Origin of the sequence: Bifidobacterium sp. (assembly GCF_022640935.1) — a bacterium.
In the GTDB taxonomy this organism is placed as follows: domain Bacteria; phylum Actinomycetota; class Actinomycetes; order Actinomycetales; family Bifidobacteriaceae; genus Bifidobacterium.
Window position 1 is genome coordinate 1 of record NZ_JALCCV010000034.1, and the last position, 21,150, is coordinate 21,150.

The 21,150-nt window shown below is 61.6% G+C and carries 17 protein-coding genes and 1 riboswitch; of the genes, 1 reads left to right on the forward strand and 16 read right to left on the reverse strand.

Features of this window, described 5'->3' with window-relative positions:
* Positions 1-393: 393 nt before the first annotated feature.
* The 16 genes from clpX to LKG04_RS07685 all read right to left on the reverse strand — a co-directional run bounded on the left by clpX (position 394) and on the right by LKG04_RS07685 (position 19,462).
* Positions 394-1,704: an ATP-dependent Clp protease ATP-binding subunit ClpX gene (gene clpX / locus LKG04_RS07610; RefSeq protein ID WP_291762334.1), complete on the reverse strand. Its 1,311-nt coding sequence runs from the start codon at positions 1,702-1,704 to the stop codon at positions 394-396.
* A 243-nt stretch (positions 1,705-1,947) separates the two neighbouring features.
* Entirely contained in the window at positions 1,948-2,619 is a 672-nt protein-coding gene (locus tag LKG04_RS07615) for an ATP-dependent Clp protease proteolytic subunit (RefSeq protein WP_291762337.1), read from the reverse strand.
* Between the two features lies 1 nt (position 2,620).
* Positions 2,621-3,220: an ATP-dependent Clp protease proteolytic subunit gene (locus LKG04_RS07620; protein ID WP_291762375.1), complete on the reverse strand. Its 600-nt coding sequence runs from the start codon at positions 3,218-3,220 to the stop codon at positions 2,621-2,623.
* A gap of 94 nt (positions 3,221-3,314) precedes the next feature.
* Positions 3,315-4,715 (reverse strand): chloride channel protein, encoded by a 1,401-nt coding sequence (locus LKG04_RS07625; protein ID WP_291762340.1) that lies wholly within the window; start codon positions 4,713-4,715, stop codon positions 3,315-3,317.
* A 356-nt stretch (positions 4,716-5,071) separates the two neighbouring features.
* Complete coding sequence (tig, locus tag LKG04_RS07630; protein WP_291762343.1) at positions 5,072-6,463, reverse strand: trigger factor; 1,392 nt, start codon at positions 6,461-6,463, stop codon at positions 5,072-5,074.
* Positions 6,464-6,528: 65 nt separating this feature from the next.
* Positions 6,529-7,812: an HRDC domain-containing protein gene (locus LKG04_RS07635; protein ID WP_291762347.1), complete on the reverse strand. Its 1,284-nt coding sequence runs from the start codon at positions 7,810-7,812 to the stop codon at positions 6,529-6,531.
* 255 nt (positions 7,813-8,067) lie between these two features.
* Positions 8,068-8,133: riboswitch (guanidine-III (ykkC-III) riboswitch) on the forward strand.
* Between the two features lie 118 nt (positions 8,134-8,251).
* A complete protein-coding gene (gene pflA / locus LKG04_RS07640; protein WP_291762350.1) occupies positions 8,252-9,154 on the reverse strand; it encodes a pyruvate formate-lyase-activating protein in 903 nt (300 codons plus the stop codon).
* A 232-nt stretch (positions 9,155-9,386) separates the two neighbouring features.
* Positions 9,387-11,762 (reverse strand): formate C-acetyltransferase, encoded by a 2,376-nt coding sequence (gene pflB, locus LKG04_RS07645; RefSeq protein WP_291762351.1) that lies wholly within the window; start codon positions 11,760-11,762, stop codon positions 9,387-9,389.
* 343 nt (positions 11,763-12,105) lie between these two features.
* Complete coding sequence (locus tag LKG04_RS07650; protein ID WP_291762355.1) at positions 12,106-12,582, reverse strand: HIT family protein; 477 nt, start codon at positions 12,580-12,582, stop codon at positions 12,106-12,108.
* A 63-nt stretch (positions 12,583-12,645) separates the two neighbouring features.
* Positions 12,646-13,119 carry an ASCH domain-containing protein gene (locus tag LKG04_RS07655; RefSeq protein WP_291762358.1) on the reverse strand — a complete coding sequence of 158 codons (474 nt, stop codon included), beginning with the start codon at positions 13,117-13,119 and terminating at the stop codon, positions 12,646-12,648.
* 51 nt (positions 13,120-13,170) lie between these two features.
* On the reverse strand, positions 13,171-13,401 hold the full coding sequence (locus LKG04_RS07660; protein WP_291762377.1) for a hypothetical protein: 231 nt from the start codon (positions 13,399-13,401) through the stop codon (positions 13,171-13,173).
* 93 nt (positions 13,402-13,494) lie between these two features.
* Positions 13,495-15,198 carry an NAD+ synthase gene (locus LKG04_RS07665; protein WP_291762361.1) on the reverse strand — a complete coding sequence of 568 codons (1,704 nt, stop codon included), beginning with the start codon at positions 15,196-15,198 and terminating at the stop codon, positions 13,495-13,497.
* Between the two features lie 38 nt (positions 15,199-15,236).
* Entirely contained in the window at positions 15,237-16,400 is a 1,164-nt protein-coding gene (locus tag LKG04_RS07670; protein ID WP_291762364.1) for a M20 metallopeptidase family protein, read from the reverse strand.
* Positions 16,401-16,454: 54 nt separating this feature from the next.
* Positions 16,455-17,174 carry a methionine ABC transporter permease gene (locus LKG04_RS07675; RefSeq protein WP_291762367.1) on the reverse strand — a complete coding sequence of 240 codons (720 nt, stop codon included), beginning with the start codon at positions 17,172-17,174 and terminating at the stop codon, positions 16,455-16,457.
* The gene (locus LKG04_RS07680) at positions 17,171-18,355 is read right to left on the reverse strand and encodes a methionine ABC transporter ATP-binding protein (RefSeq protein ID WP_291762369.1); all 1,185 of its coding nucleotides are present in this window, start codon (positions 18,353-18,355) and stop codon (positions 17,171-17,173) included. The genes LKG04_RS07675 and LKG04_RS07680 overlap by 4 nt, the downstream gene beginning before the upstream one ends.
* A 135-nt stretch (positions 18,356-18,490) precedes the next feature.
* Positions 18,491-19,462: a MetQ/NlpA family ABC transporter substrate-binding protein gene (locus LKG04_RS07685; RefSeq protein ID WP_291762372.1), complete on the reverse strand. Its 972-nt coding sequence runs from the start codon at positions 19,460-19,462 to the stop codon at positions 18,491-18,493.
* Positions 19,463-20,126: 664 nt separating this feature from the next.
* Here LKG04_RS07685 and LKG04_RS07690 point away from each other — a divergent pair.
* Entirely contained in the window at positions 20,127-20,942 is an 816-nt protein-coding gene (locus LKG04_RS07690; RefSeq protein WP_291762379.1) for a Cof-type HAD-IIB family hydrolase, read from the forward strand.
* Positions 20,943-21,150: the final 208 nt, after the last annotated feature.

The following is a 21,150-nucleotide window of genomic DNA, read 5'->3' on the forward strand; positions in this document are numbered from 1 at the left end:
ACCTGGACATGTCCCGCCTCCAGGACACCATACAGGAAGCGAACTGAAAACCCACACAGGCGGGCAAGAACCAAAGTGCGCAAGAACCCGGGCACTACCGATGCGTGCGGACTATAGTTCACATGCTTACCTCAGTATTATAGCAAAATGCCGATGGGTGAAATAGTTTATGCACCATGGCCGGATTCGACGTTCGGCATGCGCACTACGCATGCCGCGATTTGAGTAGTACGCACGAAGAACACTGCGAGCCTTATGATTCCGACTGAAATGGCGGAGCTACAAGGTTCATGCGGAAATTAACGCCATCGGTCGTGTTCGCCTCGTGCGCACTGCGTCTTTCCCTCATTGCATGGCGTACGCCTCGCCTACGCGATACTTGCCAGCACGCCCTTATGCCATGCGGCGCCGGGATGCGGCGACGAGCTTGGGTTCGCTCAGGCCGTTGACCGAGGCGGCGTCGACGATGGCCTGCTCGACATTGTCCAGTTGCGGCAGCCTGAACATCGTGGCCTCGAGGGTTTTCTCGATGATGGAGCGCAGGCCGCGCGCGCCGGTTCCCTGTTGCATCGCCGTCCGGGCGATGGCGGTGATCGCCTCGTCGGTGAAGGCCAGATCCACCGAGTCCTGCGCGAAAAGCTTGCGGTACTGCTTGGTCAGGGCGTTCGCCGGTTTGACGAGAATATCCTCGAGATCCTGCTCGGTCAGCTCCTCCAGCACGCTGACTACTGGCAATCGTCCAATGAATTCCGGCAGCAGGCCAAACTCCGACAAATCATCCGGACCTGCCTGCGACAGTAGGTCGCGCCGCGATATTTTACGTTCGCGCCAAGATGCGGAAAAACCGCTCTCATGCGTGCCCAAACGCTGCTCCACGATGTCGTCAAGGCCGACAAAAGCGCCGCCGCAGATGAATAATATGCCGCTGGTATTCAGCTGGACGACGTCCTGGTCGCGGTGCTTGCGCGTGCCTTCCAACGGCACGGAGGCAATAGTGCCCTCAAGAATCTTCAGCAGCGCCTGCTGCACGCCCTCGCCGCTCACATCGCGGGTGATCGACGTATTCTCGCCGCTTTTGCGTGCGATCTTGTCGATCTCGTCAATGTAGACGATGCCATGCTGTGCCCGGGCCACATCGCCGTCGGCCGCCTGCAGAAGCCGCTGCAGCACGGTTTCGACGTCATCGCCGACATACCCGGCCTCGGTCAGCGTCGTGGCATCGGTGATGACGAACGGCACGTTCATCACGCGCGCCAACGTCTGCGCCAAGTAGGTTTTGCCCACGCCCGTAGGGCCCATGAGCAGGATGTTGGATTTCGCGACTTTCACGTCGCGCAGCGGATCGACCGAGTCCGCCTTCGGGCGTGCGTCGCGGCCGACAAGCTGGTTCGCCGCCTCGCGCAGCTCCATGTTGACGCGCTTGTAATGGTTGTAGACCGCGACCGACAACGTGCGCTTGGCCGCGGCCTGCCCGATGACATATGTGTCGAGGTAATCGTAGATCTGCGCGGGCTTGGGCAGCTTGAGCACGCTGACATCGGCGTCACGCTGGCGCTCTTCGGAGATGATATCGACGCACAGGGCGATGCATTCGTCGCAGATGGCCGCGCTGGGACCGGTCACCAGCTTGCGTACCTGACGCTCCGTCTTGCCGCAGAATGTGCACCGTGGCGCATCCTCATTGTAGCTGATCACGCGTCCCATACGTCGCTCCTTGATCTGTTGCCCGCCAGTTCCAGTTGACCTGCAGCATGCGCCATGGGCGGCCCGCGATGCACGGATATATGCATCGCAGTCGCGCCGCAGACGTCCACTTACGACGATACCCCCCACACAGACGTGTCGAGGGCATCGGATTGTGGAGATTACCAGCGGAAATCAGCAGTGGAGATCGTCTGACGCCAGGTCTGCCAGCGGTTTCCCATTCGGCCTGCTGCGCCGCCAAGGCTACTTGCGCGAGGCGAGCACCTCGTCGACGATCCCGTATTCCTTGGCTTCCGGAGCCGTGAGGAACTTGTCGACCTCAATGTCCTTGCGGATCTTTTCGGCCGTTTGACCGGTGTGCTTGGCGAGCGTATCTTCCAGCCACTCACGCATGCGCAGCATCTCCTTGGCCTGGATCTCGATCTCGGTGGCCTTGCCGAAGCCCTGGTCGATGGCCGGCTGGTGAATCAGCACACGGGCGTTGGGCAGAATAAGCCGTTTGCCCTTGTTGCCGGCAGCGAGCAGCACGGCCGCTGCGGAGGCGGCTTGGCCCAGGCACACGGTCTGCACGTCAGGCTGGATGTACTGCATGGTGTCGTAGATTGCGGTCATCGCGGTCATGGAGCCGCCGGGCGAGTTGATGTACATCATCACATCGCGGTTGGGATCCTGGCTTTCCAGCACCAAGAGCTGCGCCATGATGTCGTCGCAGGAAGTGTCGTCCACCTGCACGCCCATGAAGATAATGCGGTCCTCGAACAGCTTAGTGTACGGGTCCTGCGTCTTCATGCCGTACGGCGTCTTCTCGCTGAACTGCGGGAGGATATATCGGTTCTGCGCCCGGAGTCCGGTTCCTCCGCGCGGACCGGCCAAGCGCTCGGCGCGGGATACGAATTGTGCCTCTGGTGAAGCCATGTCACTCCCCTTCCTTGCCGGCCTTGTCGGCGCTCATGGTCTCCGAGGTGGTCACCAACTTGTCGATGAAGCCGTATTCCAACGCCTCTTGCGCGGTGAACCAATGGTCATACTCATTGTCGCGGTAGATCTCTTCGATCGTGTGCCCGGTCTGCTCCGCCGTAAGCTCGGCCATGGTCTTTTTCATATCCATGATCAGCTCGGCGTTGATGCGCACGTCGGTGGCGGTGCCACCGATGCCGCCCGAAGGCTGGTGCATGAGCACGCGGGCATGCGACGTGAGGAAGCGCTTGCCTTTGGTGCCGGAACTCAGCAGGAACTGCCCCATCGAGGCACACATGCCCAAGCCCACGGTCGCCACGTCCGGCGCGATGAGCTGCATGGTGTCATAGACGGCCATGCCCGCGGTGATGGAGCCGCCTGGGGAATTGATGTACAGCCAGATATCCTGCTTGGGATCCTCGGCGGCAAGCGTCAGCATCTGCGCGCAGATGACGTTCGCGTTTTCATCCTTGACTTCCTCGCCGAGCCAGATGATGCGCTCCTTGAGCAGTCTGTTGAAAATCGGATCCGTGATGGACGGCCCATCGCCCTCTTGCATTGCGGGCGACGATGTCAGAAAATCTGCCAACAATATCTCCTTGATCGTGCGTTTCGTAAATTACGCGTTTCCTACCGTTAGAACAATACCGCCTTCAACCGACGGTGCGCGGCGTTTTGCGCTCACTGCGAGAAAAGGCGGCATTGCAACGTTTCAGCACCCATTGCGAAACGAACACGGCAACCGCCACGGCAAGCGCGACCGGCACGAAGTACGATATCGGGGCCGCGCACAGCTCCATCACGAGGCACATGGCCATGAGCGGCGCCTGCTGTGAGGCCGAGAGCAGCGCCGCCGAGCCAATCAGCGCGCATGCGGCGGCCGGGATCGCAGCTGCCGGGAATACGGCGGCCCACAGCAAACCCAGCAACGCGCCTGTTATGGCACCCAGCGCGATGCCCGGCTGCAGGACGCCGCCGGACGCGCCGGAGCGTATCGTCGCCAGGGTGACCAGCGCCTTGGCCACCAGTGACACGGTCAGCACAGCCAGTGCCATGGTGAGCGATTGGCCCGCCGAAGTCCCGAACAGCGAGAGCCCGAAGGCTTTGCCAAGCCGGGAGATGAGCGAGGGCTCGAAAGCCAGCTGCGCCGACGCACGACCGTTGCCCATCACCTGCGGAAGCCAGATTGCCACAACGCCGGTGAGCAGCGCCGCCGCAGGCATCTTCCACAGAATTCCGGCATCGTTGCGCGGGCCTTTTTCCGCCCACTGCGAACCTAGGCGGAACAGCGCTCCAAGCGAGCCGAAGACCATGCCGCCAATCAACGCGAAGAGCATCAGTCTCGGCGTGTTTCCGTGAATCAGCCCTGGAAGACGGTAGAAAACATTCTGCCCCCTGATAAGCGAGGCCACATATGCCGCGATTCCTGACACGGCCAGCGAAACCGTGACCTTTTCCAAAGTGACGTCGGCCAGCAGAACCTCGACAGCGAAGAACATCCCGGCGAGCGGGGCGTCATAGACGCCGGCCAGACCTGCGCCCGCACACGCCGCCACCAGCATGCGCTTATCAGCACCGGTGAAACCGATAAGACCGCTGAAACGTTGGCCGAGCATCGCGCCGAATTCGCGCGGGGCGACCTCGCGGCCGATCGACGAGCCCGAGCCGACGATGAGGATCTGCAGCAGCACATGCACTGTGGTCTGCCATACCGGCATCGTCTCGCCGTTCACGGCCCTGTTCACCGACGGCACGCGCGTGGTTTTCGTGCGCAGCAGCCACCAGATGACCGCCGCGATGAGTGCTCCCCCGACGACGCCCGCTATGCGACGCAGCGCCGGAACCGTGAACGGCCCGGGCAGCGAACTGCGTTCGATATAGCCGAATGCGAGGTATTCCACGCCGTAGAGCATCTGCGAGAGCAGCCCCGCGGCCACGCCGATCGCAATCCCAAGCGTCAGGATCGCCGCGATGAGTCGGACGGTTCGCGTGCGCGCAGAGTGCGGGGAAGGCGCGGAATACTCAGATAGCAAGGAATCGGTCTCCGCCGTCATCGTCGCACCCTGTTCTCGGTTCCTGTTGGTTTCGTCATTGCTTTTCGTCTCCGCATCATCTGCCCGGCCGTCCGTCGTTGCATGCGGTGTGCCGTCGTTGCGTGACGTATTCGTATTCAGTGTAACGTTGGAAATTCGCCATTCTCACATCGCCGAAACCGCACGCGACATTATTTACGTCGCATGACAATGGAAAACCACACACGACGAAGGGCGAGTGGAGCATATCACTGTGGCCCGGAACCTCGGGCAAGGTTCCGGGCCACAGCATTCACATATTGCGTTATTCACGGCATATCAGCCGAAGCGCTACAGTCAACTCATCAGCCGCAAACAAGCGTCAAACGCCCAGCCGCTCACTCGCCGTCGACGGGCGCGTCCGCACTGGAATCGGCGCCGGAGAGCTCATCAGCGACAGCTGCAGCCGCAGAGGCCGCCTCGACGCTTTCGGACTCCTCCTCCTGCGCCTCTTCACCGAGGAAAGCGCTCAGGTCGAGCGTTTCGCCGTCGGACGTGAAGGTGACGGCGCGCATGCCGGCGAGCAGGCCCTTGGAACGGCCGACTTCCTGCACTGCAGAGCCGAGCTGGCCATTGTTGACGATCGCGTTGATGAACTGGCTGGGATCCATGCCGTACTGCTGGGCGATGGATGCTAGGAAGTTGGTCACATCGGCCTGCGAGACCTGAATGGCGAGCTTCTCGGCGAGCGCGTCAAGCACCATCTGATCACGCAGTTCCTTCTCGGCGCCCTCTTCGGCTTCCTTCTTCTGCTCGTCGGCGGCCTTCTCGGGGTCGGCGCCGCCGTTTTTGAGATGCTCTTCGACCATCTGCGCCTTGACGCCCTTGGGCACCGGGATCTCGGCGCCCTCTTCGAGCTTGGCGATGAACACGTCGCGCGCCTCGGTGGCCTGGCGGCCTTCGGCATCCTGTTCGCTGGACTTGCGCAGGTCCGCCTTGAGCTCGTCGAGCGTATCGAACTCGGAGGCTTCCTGTGCGAAGTCGTCATCGAGCTCGGGCAGTTCCTCGGACTTCACCGAGTTGACCTTGACCTTGACCTGCGCCTTGTCACCTTCGTGCTCTCCGGCTTCGAGCGTGCCTTCGAAGGTGGTCTCTTCGCCTGCAGACAGGCCATCGAGCGCCTCGTCAAGGCCGTCGAGCATAGTGTTGGAGCCCAATTCGTAGCTCACACCCTCCTGGGAATCAACGGTTTCGCCGTCGATCGTCGCCTCGAGGTCGATGTTCGCGTAGTCGCCCTTGGCGGCCGGGCGATCCACGCCTACGAGCGTGCCGAAGCGCTGGCGCAGCGTCTCAAGGCGCTTGGCGATGTCTTCATCGGTGACTTCCGGCTTGGCGACTTCAAGCTGCAGGCCGTCCAGCTCGGGCAGCTCGATGTCAGGGCGGCGCTCCACTGTGGCGACGAACTTGAGCTTGGTCCCGTCGTCCGCGGCGGCCGGGACTTCCTGCACATCAAGCTCGGGCTGGCCCATCGGATGGATCTTCTTCTCCTCGAGGGCCTTGGAGTACAAGTCGGGAACAGCGCTGTTCACAGCCTCTCCGGCCACCGACGCGAAGCCGATGCGCTGGTCGATGATCTTGCCGGGCACATGGCCCTTGCGGAAACCAGGCACGTTGACCTGCTTGGCGATTTCCTTGCGGGCATCGCCGAGGTAGGGGTCGAACTCTTCCGGGTCGACCGTGACGGTGAGCTTCACCTTGGTGGGCTCGAGATTCCTGACGCTGATTTTCACGCTTGCGCTCCTGAACTACGGGTATGCATTCTTGTTTCTCATCTGTTTCTGCCGTAAGGCAACCGTTATATGATAACGCGACTCAGGGACTCGGCCACAAGCTTGATCTGCCATTCTCTGGCGCCCTGTTCGCCGAGGAATTGCGGCACATCAAGTCGCTGCGGCTCGTCCGTCCAGCACAGGTTGCGCACGATCTGCGGCTTCAGGATCATTTCGGCCGGCGTGCGCGTGTCTTCGGCGATACGCGTCATGATCTTGCGCGCGGCCTGCAGGCGTGCGAAGCGCTGCGGATGCTTGGCAGACCACAGTTTCATGGATCGCGGCGCGTTGGCGTGCTCCTCCGGCTGGATGACCGGCATGGTAGGCCATTGCTCTGCGGGCAGATCAAGCGCCTCCTGGATGACGCTCTTCCACATGGAAGGCTTCACCGCGCGCTGAATCGGCGCATAACGCTCGAACATCTTGTCCTGCTCGCCGCCTGTGTGTACGCGCACGCGCTCATTGAGCGAGCGCACAGCCCGGAATTCCTTGGCATTATGCGGCTTGCGCCGTGCCGCTTCGATAATCGCCGAGTCTGAGAGCAACAGGCTGGGCGAAATATCGTACCGCTGCGCGAGCTCGTCGCGCTTTTCCCAGAGCGTCTTGGCGATGGCCTGACCTTGCCGGTCGTGGCTCAACACGTTGACGTGCGATATGCGCAGCCACGGCACCGGATGCTCTTTGCGCGGTCCCATGCCTTTGGCCAGCGCATGCACGAATTCCTCTTCCGCCCAGTCGCTCTTGCCTTGGCGCCGCAGTTCCCTGCGCATCGTCGTTTCCAGTTCGATGAGCAGCTCGACATCGAGCGCCGCATAATTGCGCCAGTCGCGCGGCAACGGCCGGTACGACCAGTCCGCCGCCGAATGCTCCTTCGCCAAGGTCAGCCCCAGATAGTGCTCGGTGACCGCAGCCAGCCCGAAATGCCGCAGGTTCAACAGCCGCGCGGCTATCTCCGTGTCGAAGAGACGCTGCGGCCGCATGCCGAGATCAGCGAAACCGGGAAGATCCTGCAGCGAATCGTGGATGATCCACGCCACATCGCCGACCGCGCCGTTGAACTCGTTCCAGTCGACGCGGTACCGGCTCAGGGCGATCGGGTCGAACAGCGCGATGCCCGCGCCCGCACGTTTGAACTGCACCAGCCAATCCTCATGGCCGTAGCGGAAGCCGGATGCCCGCTCGGCGTCGGCGGCCAATGACCCGCTCGCTGCGGCGAAGCGCTCACAAGCCTCGTGGAACCCCTCAAGCGTGTCGATGACCCCGGGAACCCCTTCGCGCGGCTCCGCCTGCAATCTCGGTTCGTCGCTCAAACGCGCCCGTCCTCCCCTGGTTCCGCCTGTCTTGTTTTGATGTGTCTGAGCGGCGCGCCCGCCATGTTTCACTCCACGCGGCACAGCGCCCGCCACCAGCCGACCACGATACTCACAGCCCGCAACCAGACGCGAATCTGAAATCGCATCGAAAACGACTTCTCGTGTTTTGTTGCGTATGGGTTGGGTCTTTAGGGAGGGGATAGCCATCAAAAACCCACCACGCCGCCTGATCAGGACGTGAGTACCCTAAGTCGCGGGCATGTGAACAGTGTCCCCGGACGAGGGAGCCGTACCCGGTAGCGACAAGACGGGCGCCGAAGCGGCATCTGCGGCGATGTATAGATCCCGGGACGGCTTTGCGCGAAACTACCCGTTGCCAACTGGTGCACTGTCGGCATTTGCCAATGCGCCGCATACACTCTGCTGCACCGCTTTTCTAATACACCGTGAGGCCATGCGCTTCGAATTGCTTGACGACGCGATCCTTCAGCGCTGCGGATGGCCCTTTCTGGTTCTCAAGCGGGTATGGGATGCGCAGCTCGTGCCACTTCGGGCGGCCGAGCTGGTGGAATGGCAGCACGTCGATATGCTCCACCGCATCGCCGAAGGTCTCGACGATGTTGGCGATGTTCTCGATATTGTCTTCCGGGTCGGTCAGGCCCGGGATCAGCACGAAGCGCACCCAGATCTTCTTGCCGCGGGCGGCCAGGCGCTGGCCGAACTTGATGGTTGGGGCCAAAGTCCCGCCGGTCAGCACCTTGTAGCGCTCCTCGTCGCCGGCTTTGACGTCGAGCAGGCACAGGTCGATGTCATCGATCATCTCGTCCGTGTAGTTCTTGTTGAGGAAGCCTGCGGTATCAAGGCACGTATGCACGCCCATCTCCTTGGCCGCGCGGAAGACGCGCGAGACGAACGCCGGCTGCATCATCGATTCGCCGCCCGAGAAGGTGATGCCGCCACCGGTCGCCTTGAACAGATCCTGATAGCGCGCGACTTTGTTGATCATCGCGTCGAGATAGACCGGCTGGCCGTCGCGCATCTTCCATGTGTCGGGGTTCTGGCAGAACTGGCAGCGCAGCGGGCATCCACTCATGAACACGGTCATTCTGGTGCCCGGGCCGTCCACGGAGGTGTTGATGTCCCAGGAGTGCACAAAGCCGATGTCCCCGGTTTTCAGGGCCGCGATGCGGTCGCGGCGGTCAAGCCCGATAGGAGACTCGAACCCGGAAAGCCCGCCCATAAGCGTCTGACGCGCATACTCGCGCGAGCTTTTGAGCATGTGCGGCTTGGTGGTATGAAACGCCGTGATGCCGGATACCGCTGTTTTCTCAGACACCATCGTCCTCCTTCGGACTGTATTCGAAACGTAGTCGTTCTTACTTCATCATATCGGTCGCGCGGGCAGCGAGATAAGCCCACGAATGAACAGGAGCGAACATGAATGAATGAATAGGGGGCACGGCCAGCAGCCGAGCCCCCTATTCGCATTCAATCGGATTCATTCGTATCCGACGACCGGTTCCGCATCACGCAGAACCGGCTATCAGTCAACGCCGATCAGTCGGTATCAATCAGTCGACGACCGAACCTTGATGGAAGGTGCGCGAGATCACGTCGAGCTGCTGCTCGCGGGTGAGCTTGACGAAGTTCACCGCGTAGCCCGAGACGCGCACGGTCAGGTGCGGGTACTTGTCCGGATGTTCGACGGCGTCCTCCAGCTGCTCCTTGCGCAGGACGTTGATGTTCGCATGGTACAAGCCGTGGCCGTTGCCGGCATCGAGGATGCCGACGAGGTTGTTCACACGCTCATCCTCGTCGCGGCCCAAGCCGTCGGGGGTGATCGTGTTGGTCAGCGAGATGCCGTCAAGCGCGTCGTTGTAGTCGATCTTGCCGACCGAGAACATCGATGGCAGCATGCCGTGGGAGTCCATGCCGTTCTCCGGGTTCGCGCCCGGGGCGTATGGCGTGCCCTTCTTATGCCCGGATGGGAAGGAGCCCGTGTTCTCGCCGTATTCCACGTTCGAGGTGATGGTCAGGATGGACTGCGTCGGCACCGCGTCGCGGTACACCGGCAGGCGCTTGATCTGGCCCATGACCGTGCTCACGACCCAGGTCGCCAGCTTGTCGGCGCGATCGTCGTCGTTGCCGTAGACCGGGAAGTCGCCTTCGGTGCGGTAACCGACCACCAGGTCGTCATCGGCGCCTTCGACGTATTCGGCCTCGTGGCCTTCGACGTTTTTCGCGTCCCTATTGGTGATCGGGTAGACTTTCGCATACTTCAGCGCGGAGAGCGAGTCGGCGGCGATCGACAGGCCGGACATGCCGCAGCCCAAGGTGCGGTAGATCTCCTTGTCGTGCAGCGCCATCTCGATGGACTCGTAGGCATACTTATCGTGCATGTAGTGGATGATGTTCAGCGCCTCGACATAGGTCTCCGAAAGCCACTGCAGGGCCTTCTCATAGTTGTTCTTGACCTTTTCGAAGTCCAGCGCGCCGTCGGCTTCGGGCGCGATCGGCTCAATCACGCCCTTATCGATGACCTGCATTCCGGTCATCTCGTCGCGGCCGCCGTTGATGGCGTACAGGAACGCCTTGGCGGAGTTGACGCGAGCGCCGAAGAACTGCATCTGCTTGCCCACGCGCATCGGCGAAACGCAGCACGCGATGGCGGCATCGTCGCCCCAGTGGGCGCGGATCTCCTTGTCGGACTCGTACTGGATGGCCGAGGTGTCGATGGAGATGCGAGCGCAGAAGCGCTTGTAGCCCTCGGGCAGCTTCGGATCCCAGAAGATCGTGATGTTCGGTTCGGGCCCTGGCCCAAGATGCTCCAAGGTGAGCGTGTTGAGCAGGCGGAACGAGGTCTTGGTGACCATCGAGCGACCGTCGTCGCCGAAGCCGGCGTCGGACCAGGTCGCCCAGTACGGGTCGCCGGAGAAGATCTTGTCGTAGTCCTTGGTGCGCAGGAAACGCACGATGCGCAGCTTCATGACGATCTGGTCGATGATCTCCTGTGCGCCGGTTTCGTCGAGCGTACCGTTCTCCAAATCGCGCTCGAAGTAGGCGTCGAAGAAGGCCGAGTTGCGGCCGAAGCTCATAGCCGCGCCGTCCTGGCTCTTGACGGAGGCGAGGTAGCCCATGTAGGTCCACTGCACGGCTTCCTGCGCGTTCTGCGCCGGACGGGAGAGATCCAAGCCGTACTCGTTGCCGAGCTTGATCAGCTGCTGGAGCGCCTTGATCTGGTCGGCATGCTCCTCGCGGAAGCGGATCCAGTGCTCGATCTCCGGCTCGGTGAAGTCGTTGCGGTACGGCACGGAATCCTTGTCGCGCTTCTTGAACGCGATGAGCTTGTTGACGCCGTACAGCGCCACGCGGCGGTAGTCGCCGATGATGCGGCCGCGGCCGTAAGCATCCGGCAGGCCGGTGAGGATCTTGTTGTGGCGGGCGACCTTGATGTTCTTGGTGTACACGCCGAACACGCCGTCGTTGTGGGTCTTGCGATAGGTGGTGAAGATCTTCTTGATCTCGGGGTCGGGTTCCTTGCCGGCCTCTTCAATGGCCTGCTCGACCATGCGCCAGCCGCCGTTCGGCATCATCGCACGCTTGCAGGGCACGTCGGTCTGCAGACCGACGATCACATTGTCGACCTCGGGGCTCTCGATGTAGCCGGCCGGGAACGCGTCAATGCCGGCCGGAGTATGCGTATCCACATCGTAGACGCGCTGCTTGCGCTCGACGGCGAGGTAGTTGTCGTCGAGGTATTTCCACATCTGCTTGGTCTTCGCGGTGGCATCGGCCAAGAAGGACTCGTCGCCGTCATAGGGCGTGTAGTTTTTCTGGATAAAGTCGCGGACATCGATGTCGTTCTGCCAATTTCCGCCTTCGAAACCATCCCAAGCCTTCGCTTGGAGTTCCTCTGGTGAGAGAGCGGCTTTCTCAACTGCTGTCATGATCACTCCTTCGTGTGTAATCGCGACGCGCTCTTGCGCCGTTGCATGCCCCTATTGTAGGCATGGGAGTCTAATGACCTGCGCGTGTTTCAGCGTGACTTATATCACATTCGACGCATACGCACAAGAGGGAACCGCTGGAATTTTCGACGCGCCTGAATTCGTACGAATTTCGCCATTTTCCGCGCTTGCCGCGTGTCTTCAGGCTGATGCCATGCGGGTGTATTTCGCCTAGGCCACAAAATGTCACAATCCCCTTGACGAAGCGGACGCACTGTCGCAAAACAATGGCTGACCATGAAAGCGATTTGCCGCCTCGCATGTCCCCGGCCTTGACCGGCGCCTACTTCGCGCCGCGCCCGATCAGATATTCGCGCAGCGCCGCCTTCAGCTTCCCATGCCGTTCTTCACGGTACGCCGTGCGTTCGTCGCTCCAGCTGGTTTGGGGATACAGCCACACCGGAAGCGACAGGCGCTCCGGGTCCTCCCACGAATAACGCGGGTAGACATGAGCATGCAGGTACTGGTCGGCATTGCCTAGGATGTCATAGTTCACCCTGACCGGGCAGTCTCCCAGCACAGTCCCGCACACGGCAAGAATCGCATCGCCCAGCACGCTCATGTCAGTCAGGAATCGACTGCGTTCCCCCAACGCCATCTCATTGAGCGAACCCGCCGGGTGCCTGGGCAGCAGAATGCACCATCCGGGAATGAACTGCATGTCGGCCATCACCGCATACCCGGCATCCATCTCGGCTATCACCATGGGGTTCGCCCCTGTGCGAGCCGATTCGATCCTATTCTCGCGCCAATCTGGCATATCGATTCCCTTTCCCGGTTCCGGGGCAACATGTATTCAGGCGTAGTTCTCGAAGCCGCGAATCTACAGCCGCTGAATCAGCCGGAAGCGCTCGCACACGACCATGGTGTCGTCGCCAAGACGAAAATCCGGGTCATCGAGCTCGGCGAGAAATTCGGGGCTCGACCAGAAGTTTTCGTGCGCCTTGCGCCACTCTGCGACTGTGCGGTGCCCTTCTCCCTCGTTGATCGCGTGTTCAAGGGTCACATCGGCCAACCGGCACGTGTACGCCTCCTCTTGGCGCAGTACGCAGACGGGTTTGCCGTGCGAATCGATGGGAACGGAAAGCGCGCCGACTGGCGAAATCTCGTCGCCGTCCTTGAGATATTCGGCGAGCAGACCGGTCGTCGTGGTTTTGGAGCCGTCGAGAATCGCCGCGATCAGTTTGTCGCGCAATGGACCGGGATAGGCGAATTCGTCACGCGGCAACTTGTCGACGTCGACGCTCCCCGCAGCAATGAGCGCACGCATAGCGATTGGCTTCCTCTTCTCCGGCATGCTTCTGCACCTCCTGTGTCGAGTTCCGCGAGATTGTGTTGTATTCTGCTGTTATTTGCCTTCAGACCAGCGATTCCATTGTCTATCGTCGTTGTCCCATTTCTGGTTGCGCCTCCTGACGATCTCCCATGCGCGCAACGCGTCCTCGCGCGAGTCATACGGCCCCATGCGCTGATCAATCGGCGATACCATGCCCTGCTCGGGCTGCCCGGTAACCGTGTTGTAATACCACTGCCGACTGTCTTGCTTGCTGTCGTTCTCGTTCTGCCTATTGTCGCCCATATCCCGCCATCCGTTCGTCATGCTTCATAGTTCGTATTCCACGCAGCAGCCTGAATGCGCCCCCGGGTCTCCCCGATTCCCTTAATCGCCTGTTTATTCCCGGAAAGCGTTGGTGATCGGCAGCCTGCGGTCGCGGCCGAAAGCCAGTGCTGTGACCTTGGGACCGAGCGGGTATTGCCGGCGCTTCCACTCCGCCCGGTCGACCAGTCGCATCACCGTGTCCACCGTGGTTTCGTCGAAGCCGTCGGAGAGCAGGTCGGCTCGGCCATGCGCATGCTCGATATAAGCCGCAAGCACCTGATCGAGCAACGCGTACTGCGGCAGGGAATCGGAATCCCGCTGGCCAGGGCGCAGTTCGGCGCTCGGCTCCTTCTCGATGCTGCTCACCGGAATCAGCTTGCCCGGGCTCGAAGGGGAAGGTGCGACCGGCGCCATGCCCTCGTTGCCAACGATCGGGAGCATACCGAGGCCGAGCCCTTCCTGCGCCGCGTTGTTGCGCCAACGCGAAAGCTCCCATACCCGGGTCTTGAGCAAGTCCTTGATCGGCGCGTACCCGCCTACCGCATCGCCGTAGATCGTGGAATATCCGCAGGCAAGCTCCGACTTGTTGCCGGTCGCCAAAGCAAGCAGGTTCCTGCTGTTCGAATACGCCATGACAATGACGCCGCGAATGCGCGCCTGCAGGTTCTCAGCCGCGATACCACCCAAGTTGAGCTGCCGCTGGAAAGACTGGAATAGCGGTTCGATGGGCTGGATTTCGTAGTGGGCACCGAGATTCTCGGCCAAATCGGCGGCGTCATCCTTGGAACCGTCGGAGGAATACTGGCTCGGCATGGAGATGCCGCACACGTTCTCGCCCCCGCAGGCGTCGGCTGCCATGGTGGCGACCAGCGCCGAGTCGATGCCGCCGGAGAGACCTAGGCATACGCCACTGAAATGATTCTTGGCCATATAGTCCTTCAGGCCCAGCACGCATGCGCAGTAAACCTCGGCGTCGCGGCCCATTTCGGCAGCTATCGTACCAACCTGCTGATGCCCTGCCTGCTTGTCGAAGTCGAAATAGCTCAGATTCTCAATGAACATCGGCGAGCGCTCAAGCAATGTGCCGTCCGTGTCGACCACGAAGCTGCCGCCGTCGAAGACCAGATCGTCCTGGCCGCCAACCTGATTGAGGTAGATCATCGGCGCCTTGACCTCGTCCGCCCGTTTGACCGCCAGATCATAGCGCGTATGGGTCTTGCCCTCCTCATAAGGCGAGCCGTTGATGGTCAGCAGCACATCGATATGTTCCTTGGCGAGTTCGGCGACCGGGCCGCCATCCTGCCAGATATCCTCGCAGATCGCCAATCCGACCTGCACGCCTTCGACGTCGAGCACGACGGAGCGCTGCCCAGAGGAAAAAATCCGGAACTCATCGAACACGCCGTAATTGGGTAGGAAATGCTTGTCATAGCCGGTCCAGACCACGCCATCGTGCAGCACCACGAGCCGATTGCGCGGCTTGGCAGACTCCGTATCGGTTCCGACCGTGCCTGCCACGACATACAAGCCGCCCAAGTCGTCCGCCGCCAGCTGCCTGGCAATGGCGTTCGCCTTGTCCCAAGCAGCCTTGCGGAAGGTGGCGCGGAAAGCGAGATCCTCAATCGGATACCCGGTCAATGTCATTTCGGGAAAGACGACGACCTGAGCGTTTTCAGCTGCCGCGCGCCGCGCATAGGCCACGATAGCATCGGCATTGGCGTCGAGATCGCCGACGCGGGTATCGATTTGGGCCAAGGCAAAACGCAGTTGAGTCATGGCTTCATATTAGCGCCATCCTGTTTACAGCACTCGAATCACCTGTCGTCAGTGCATTCCTTCAGCACGCGCAGCGCCGCATTCACATAGAATTCGGCGGCGGCCTGCAGCTCGCCGTCCAAGCCGATGAAGTGCGGACTGTGCAATCCGTAATGCCCGGGCGCACCGTTCGAGCCGATGAACGCGAACAGGAGCCGGGTGCGCTGCGCGTATTCGCAGAAATCCTCGCCCGCCATCGACGGATGAATCGGCGCAAGGCTCGCGTACTGCGGCACATCCTGCGCCACGGCGGCGGCCAGAGCAGCATCAGAGACCAGAGGATCAGCGAAATCGTCCCATTCGATGCCGGCTGTAATACCATATGCCTCGGCCGTTGAGGCGACGATCTGCCGGAAGCGCTGTTCGACCATCTGGCCGTCGGCCTTGTAGAAATACCGTGCGGTGCCGAGGAATCCGGCCTCGGCGGGGACCACGTTCCACACGTCGCCGCCATGCACCTGAGTGATCGAGACGACCAGCGGGTGGAAGGGCGTGGCATTGCGGCTTACGATGCTCTGCACCGACAGGATCATCGAGGCGAGCGCCTCAATCGGCCCGGTGCCCATGTGCGGGTACCCGGCGTGGGTGCCTTGCGCGTGAATGCGCACGGCGAATTTCACGCATCCGGCCATCATCGGCTCGGTCCCGACCGCGATCTGGCCGGGCAGATAGTCGGGGTTGTTATGCGCGCCGATGATCGCGTCGATGCCGTCGACGACCCCGGCCTGCAGTACAGCCAGCGCGCCTTCGCCGGTCTCCTCGGCAGGCTGGAACAGCAGCATGATCCGTCCCGCGATGCGCTCGCGATGCCCGGCCAGCCAGAACGCGGCCGCCAGCAGCGAGGTCATATGAAGGTCATGGCCGCAGGCATGCATCACGCCCTCATTGCGCGACGAGTAGTCCATCCCGCTGCGCTCTGCCACGGGCAGCGCGTCGATGTCGGCGCGCAGCGCGATGAACGGACCGGGCTGCCCGCCTTCAATCAGGCCGATGACGCCGGTTTTGGACGGCAGCGGGTTATCGAGCACCGCAATGCCACGGCCGCGCAGCTGCTCGGCGATGAAACGGCTCGTGCGCTCCTCATGGAAGCCAAGCTCCGGATCGGCATGCAGCCGCCGCCGGATGCCGATCAGCTCCGGTCCGATAGTTATATGCTCGGCCATGATTCCTCGTTTCTTATTTGTAGGCATGCCGTTCAGAACGTTCAGCGGCGCCGCTCAGGACCGCTGGCGCCTGAGCAGACGTTTGGCGAAGGCGTTCGCTATGCCTTGCACGACTTGCACCAGCACGATCATGATGACGACTGCGGTCCAAGTCACCGTGGGATCGAATTTCTGGTAGCCGTAGGCGATGGCGAAGTTGCCCAGTCCGCCGCCGCCGATGTAGCCTGCCATCGCCGACATGTCGAGCACTGCGATGAACAGGAATGCGTAGGCGAGAATCAGCGGGGCGAGCGCCTCCGGAATCAGCACCGTGCGGATGATGGCGATCTTCGAGGCGCCCATCGAACGGGCCGCTTCGATGACACCGGAATCGACCGGCACAAGATTCTGCTCGACCAGCCGCGATGTGGCAAAGGTGCACATTACAGCCATGGGGAACACCGCTGCCATTGTGCCGATCGAAGTGCCGACCACGTTGATCGTCAGCGGCTGCATCGCCGCCAGAAAGATGATGAACGGGATCGGCCGCACGATATTGACCACGATATCCAGCACCCGGTAGACCGCCGCGTTCTCGAACAGGTTCCCCGGTCGTGTGCCGTACAGGATCACGCCGAGCACCAGCCCGAACGCGCCGCCGACAACCAGGGTGATGAACACCATTTCCAGCGTCTGGGCGATGGACTGGAACAGCATCGGCCTGAGCACAGTCCAATCTCCGCGCCCCGCAAGAATCACGGCATTGCCGTCTGATGCAAGGATTGAGCCTATCATCGTTCCCCTCCGTTCGCAGCCGCAGCACAATCCGCCGATGCCACTGCAGCCTCATAATCCACAGGGCGGCTTGCGGTGCCGAAATCAACCACATCTGCGTCGTGAGTCAGCTCGTCGAAGAATTCCGAGAAGCCATCCTGCCGGTCATCGAACTCATAGGTGAGCGCGCCGATGGCGGCGCCACCGACGGTGTCGATACCGCCATACAGCATGCTGCTGGCCATGCCCCGGCTTGCGATGAGCTGGGAAATGTGCTGGCCTGAAGCCGGCACCGCAGGTCTGCCGTCACCGCCGTCTTCTTCATCGCCGCGCCCGTCACCGACCGGCACATCGCGTTGACGAATAAGCACCGTCACGATCCTGCCCGGCCAGGCGCGGCGCATCCGCTCTACCCGTTCCGCCCGCGGGACCCCAGACAAGGCCGTGGCGATGAAATGCCTGGTGACCGGCTGCCGCGGCGCCGCGAACACATCGTAGACATCGCCCTGCTCGACGACGCGTCCTTTGCTCATGACGGCGACCCGATTCGCGATATGCTGCACCACGCTCATCTGGTGCGTGATGAGCACGATAGTGATGCCGAACTGCTCGTTGACCCGCCTGAGCAGCGCAAGCACCTCGTCCGTGGTTTCGGGGTCGAGAGCGCTGGTCGCCTCGTCTGCCAAAAGGATCTGCGGATTGATCGCCAAGGCCCGCGCTATGCCGACACGCTGCTTCTGCCCGCCGGAAAGCTGCGCGGGATAGCTGTCGGCATAGTCCGCAAGCCCGACGAAATCGAGCAGCTCGGCTACGCGTTTCTCCTGATAATCCCTGCGCCAATGGTCCAGCTGCAGCGGGTAGGCGATGTTCCCGCTGACTGTTTTGGTGGAGAATAGGTTGAACTGCTGGAAGATCATGCCTATCTTCTGACGTATCGGCCGCAATTTGGACTCGCCCAGCGCGGTGACGTCGGTGCCCAGCACGCTCACGACGCCGCTGGTCGGCCGTTCGAGTGCATTGATCATGCGCACCAGCGTCGACTTTCCGGCTCCCGAATAGCCGATGATGCCGAAGATGTCGCCGCGACGTATCCGCAGGCTCACGTCATCAACCGCACGGGATACGCCGGAACGATGCCTTGAGCCGCCTCGTCTGCGGAATTCCTTGACCACATGGTCAAGCGTGATGATCTCTTCTGCCATTATGCAGTCCCGCCATTCTCGTAGCGCGTATCTCGCAAATCCGTTGCAGCCAGTCGTATCCTTTACCATGCTGCCCGTCGGCGCAAGCAGGCGGCATGGCTTCGGACAACGTCAACCGTTCGATGGCACGAAGGCTCATTCGCTCGCCCTGGCTTCCTTTTCGATGGTCGCGAGGAAGCCCTGCAGGTCTTGGGCGCTGTATTTGTCAGCGAATGCCGCAGTGCCGCCGGACTCGCTCTGCAGCGCGTCAAGCACCTCTTTGGACTGGAATATCTTGACCAGCTTGAGATAGGTCGGGTTGTCCGCATCGGCCTTGCGCGCGACGAACACGTTAATATACGGACGCGCCGACTCCGTGTCCGCGTTATCCGAGAAGATGGCATCCTTGGGATTGAGGCCGGCGTCCTTGACGTAATCGTTATTGATCACGCCGGCCGCCACCTTGGGATCCTTGAGCGAATTGGCCACCTGTTCGGCCTTCAACGGGGTGAGCTCGACCTTGGACGCCGTGGTGTCGATGTCGGCAGGCGAGGCGAATGGCGTCCACGTGCCTTTGAGCGTGACGAGCCCGGCGGACTGAAGCACGCCGATGGCACGGGCCTGGTTGGTCTCGTCGTTCGGGATCGCGATCGTGCTGCCCGCCGTGATGTCGCTGACGTTCTTCGCCTGATCGGAATACAGCCCCAGCGGATAGACCGCCGTGCCGCCGATGGGCTGCAGACTCTTGCCGTTCTGCACATTGTAATTCGCCAGATACAGCAGATGCTGGAACTCATTGAGATCGAGATCGCCGGAATCAAGCGCCGGATTTTCCGAAGTATAGTCCTGGAAATCAACGATATCGACGTATATGCCGGCTTGCCGGGCCTTGCTCTCGAAGGCAGTCCACTGCGGATCGGTCTTCCCCACCACGCCGATCTTGACCGGGTTGGACTGCGAGCCTTTCGCAGCGGAGTCGTTGCCGCCCGAGAGGGCGCGGTATCCGAAGAAGACGGCCACGGCAAGGACCGCGATCACGACCACGGCGATGATGGTATTGCGCAAGGTGTGGTTGACCCGCACCGGCTCCCGGCTCCCGCCGATGGGCTGCTGGTTTGAAGACGACATTATTCTTTCTGCTTTCTCTCTGTATTCTCGTTGCCATGCCGCGCCGAACAGCAGAACACGCTCCGGTCCTGCACGCATTCCGCTATATGGGGACCTTCTGCTCCACGGCACCGCCGCATGACGCTTCCACGATACGGGCGCTGGCACGGTCAGGCGGGCGAAAATGGCGATCCCTTTATACATATTCGTTATAACCTGTGTTCGATCCGCGATATCATGCGCATTCGCCAGGCTGGCGCAGTCCGACGCAGGAGACACACGGATGCAATATCGTCGCAATTGTTCACCTGCCGCTCAAGCCGGCGTATCCTGCCCGTACACTAGATAGCGAAGCCCCAGCACCGAATGGAAGGCCAAGAGCATGACAAACGGTGGCATCACCGCACAGCAAGGTACACCCTCTTACGATGACGATGCCCGCAGCGGCATCGCTTATGGCAACGCCGACGGCGGCGACCTCGCTGGCAACGAGGTCGCCGCCGACACATACAACGGCATCGAATCTTCTCAGACGGCGGCGCAGGTGCGCGCCGCATCGCCGCGCATCGCCGGCGTGCCTCGCCGCCGCACCGCGCGGGTGGCACGCGGCGCGAGCCTGCCGCGCGGGCAGCGCGACGCCGAGCGCCCCAATACCGAATACACCGGCATCGCGCGTTCTGGCGCCGTGCGCACAGACGCCAGGCGCGTCGACACCAAGGCTGCGTTCTTCGATATCGATGGCACGCTGACCAGCTTCTCCACGCATGTCGTGCCCGACTCGACGCTGCGCGCGCTGCAATGCCTCAAGGACGAGGGGATGAAGGTTTTCATCTGCACCGGCCGTTCACCATCCCAACTGGGCGTGGTGCTCGACACCATCCCGGTGGCCTTTGACGGCGTGGTTGCGATGAACGGTCAATACTGTTTCGACAATCAGGGCTTTCTTGAGACCGAAGCCCTGCACAGTCACGACATCGCGGTCGTCACCGCCTGGCTCGACGATCATCCGGACGTCGTGGCGAGCTTCTGCGAATGCGATTACGTCTACTTCAACCAGATCACCGACACAATGCGCGAAACGTGGAAAGGTCTGGGCAAAACCGCGCCGGCGGCATTCGTCGATGATCCGCACACCCGTCCGCCCGAACACCCGACCTTCCAGATCAGCCCATTCATCGACAAGGCACAGGAGATCGAGATCACCGGGCTGTGCGAGAACGTGAAAGGCGTGCGCTGGCACCCTGACTTCACCGATCTCATCCCCGCCGACGGCGGCAAACCCGTTGGCATCCAGCGCTTCCTGCGACATTACGGCTATACGCGCGAGCAGTGCATCGCCTTCGGCGACGGCGGCAACGACATGACCATGCTGCAATTCGCCGGCATCGGCGTGGCGATGGGCAACGCCTCTGACTTCGTCAAAACGGTGGCCGACTACGTGACCGACGATGTGGACCATGACGGCATCATGAACGCCCTGCGCCACTTCGCTATTCTGTAGGCCCGCTTCTGCAGATGCACTTCTTCGCCGATTCCCTCTGCCGCGCCCTTCCCCGTCCCAGTCGCATGAGAGACTGAAACCTATGAGTACTGTTGTTATGCACACCTCGCATGATTACGGGCCCTCCGCTACACTGGGCTCCATGACCACAGTTATCATCCGCACCAAGCATGAGACTATGAGGGTCGTCCTTCCCCGTCTTTTCCCC

What these genes read in the sequence shown, in the direction of transcription:
- pflB (WP_291762351.1), bottom strand. Translation starts at nt 11,762, where the DNA reads ATGACAGCAGTTGAGAAAGCCGCTCTCTCACCAGAGGAACTCCAAGCG.
- clpX (WP_291762334.1), bottom strand. Translation starts at nt 1,704, where the DNA reads ATGGGACGCGTGATCAGCTACAATGAGGATGCGCCACGGTGCACATTC.
- LKG04_RS07650 (WP_291762355.1), bottom strand. Translation starts at nt 12,582, where the DNA reads ATGCCAGATTGGCGCGAGAATAGGATCGAATCGGCTCGCACAGGGGCG.
- LKG04_RS07620 (WP_291762375.1), bottom strand. Translation starts at nt 3,220, where the DNA reads ATGCAAGAGGGCGATGGGCCGTCCATCACGGATCCGATTTTCAACAGA.
- pflA (WP_291762350.1), bottom strand. Translation starts at nt 9,154, where the DNA reads ATGGTGTCTGAGAAAACAGCGGTATCCGGCATCACGGCGTTTCATACC.
- LKG04_RS07685 (WP_291762372.1), bottom strand. Translation starts at nt 19,462, where the DNA reads ATGTCGTCTTCAAACCAGCAGCCCATCGGCGGGAGCCGGGAGCCGGTG.
- LKG04_RS07625 (WP_291762340.1), bottom strand. Translation starts at nt 4,715, where the DNA reads ATGACGGCGGAGACCGATTCCTTGCTATCTGAGTATTCCGCGCCTTCC.
- LKG04_RS07660 (WP_291762377.1), bottom strand. Translation starts at nt 13,401, where the DNA reads ATGGGCGACAATAGGCAGAACGAGAACGACAGCAAGCAAGACAGTCGG.
- LKG04_RS07615 (WP_291762337.1), bottom strand. Translation starts at nt 2,619, where the DNA reads ATGGCTTCACCAGAGGCACAATTCGTATCCCGCGCCGAGCGCTTGGCC.
- LKG04_RS07655 (WP_291762358.1), bottom strand. Translation starts at nt 13,119, where the DNA reads ATGCCGGAGAAGAGGAAGCCAATCGCTATGCGTGCGCTCATTGCTGCG.
- LKG04_RS07665 (WP_291762361.1), bottom strand. Translation starts at nt 15,198, where the DNA reads ATGACTCAACTGCGTTTTGCCTTGGCCCAAATCGATACCCGCGTCGGC.
- LKG04_RS07670 (WP_291762364.1), bottom strand. Translation starts at nt 16,400, where the DNA reads ATGGCCGAGCATATAACTATCGGACCGGAGCTGATCGGCATCCGGCGG.
- LKG04_RS07675 (WP_291762367.1), bottom strand. Translation starts at nt 17,174, where the DNA reads ATGATAGGCTCAATCCTTGCATCAGACGGCAATGCCGTGATTCTTGCG.
- LKG04_RS07680 (WP_291762369.1), bottom strand. Translation starts at nt 18,355, where the DNA reads ATGGCAGAAGAGATCATCACGCTTGACCATGTGGTCAAGGAATTCCGC.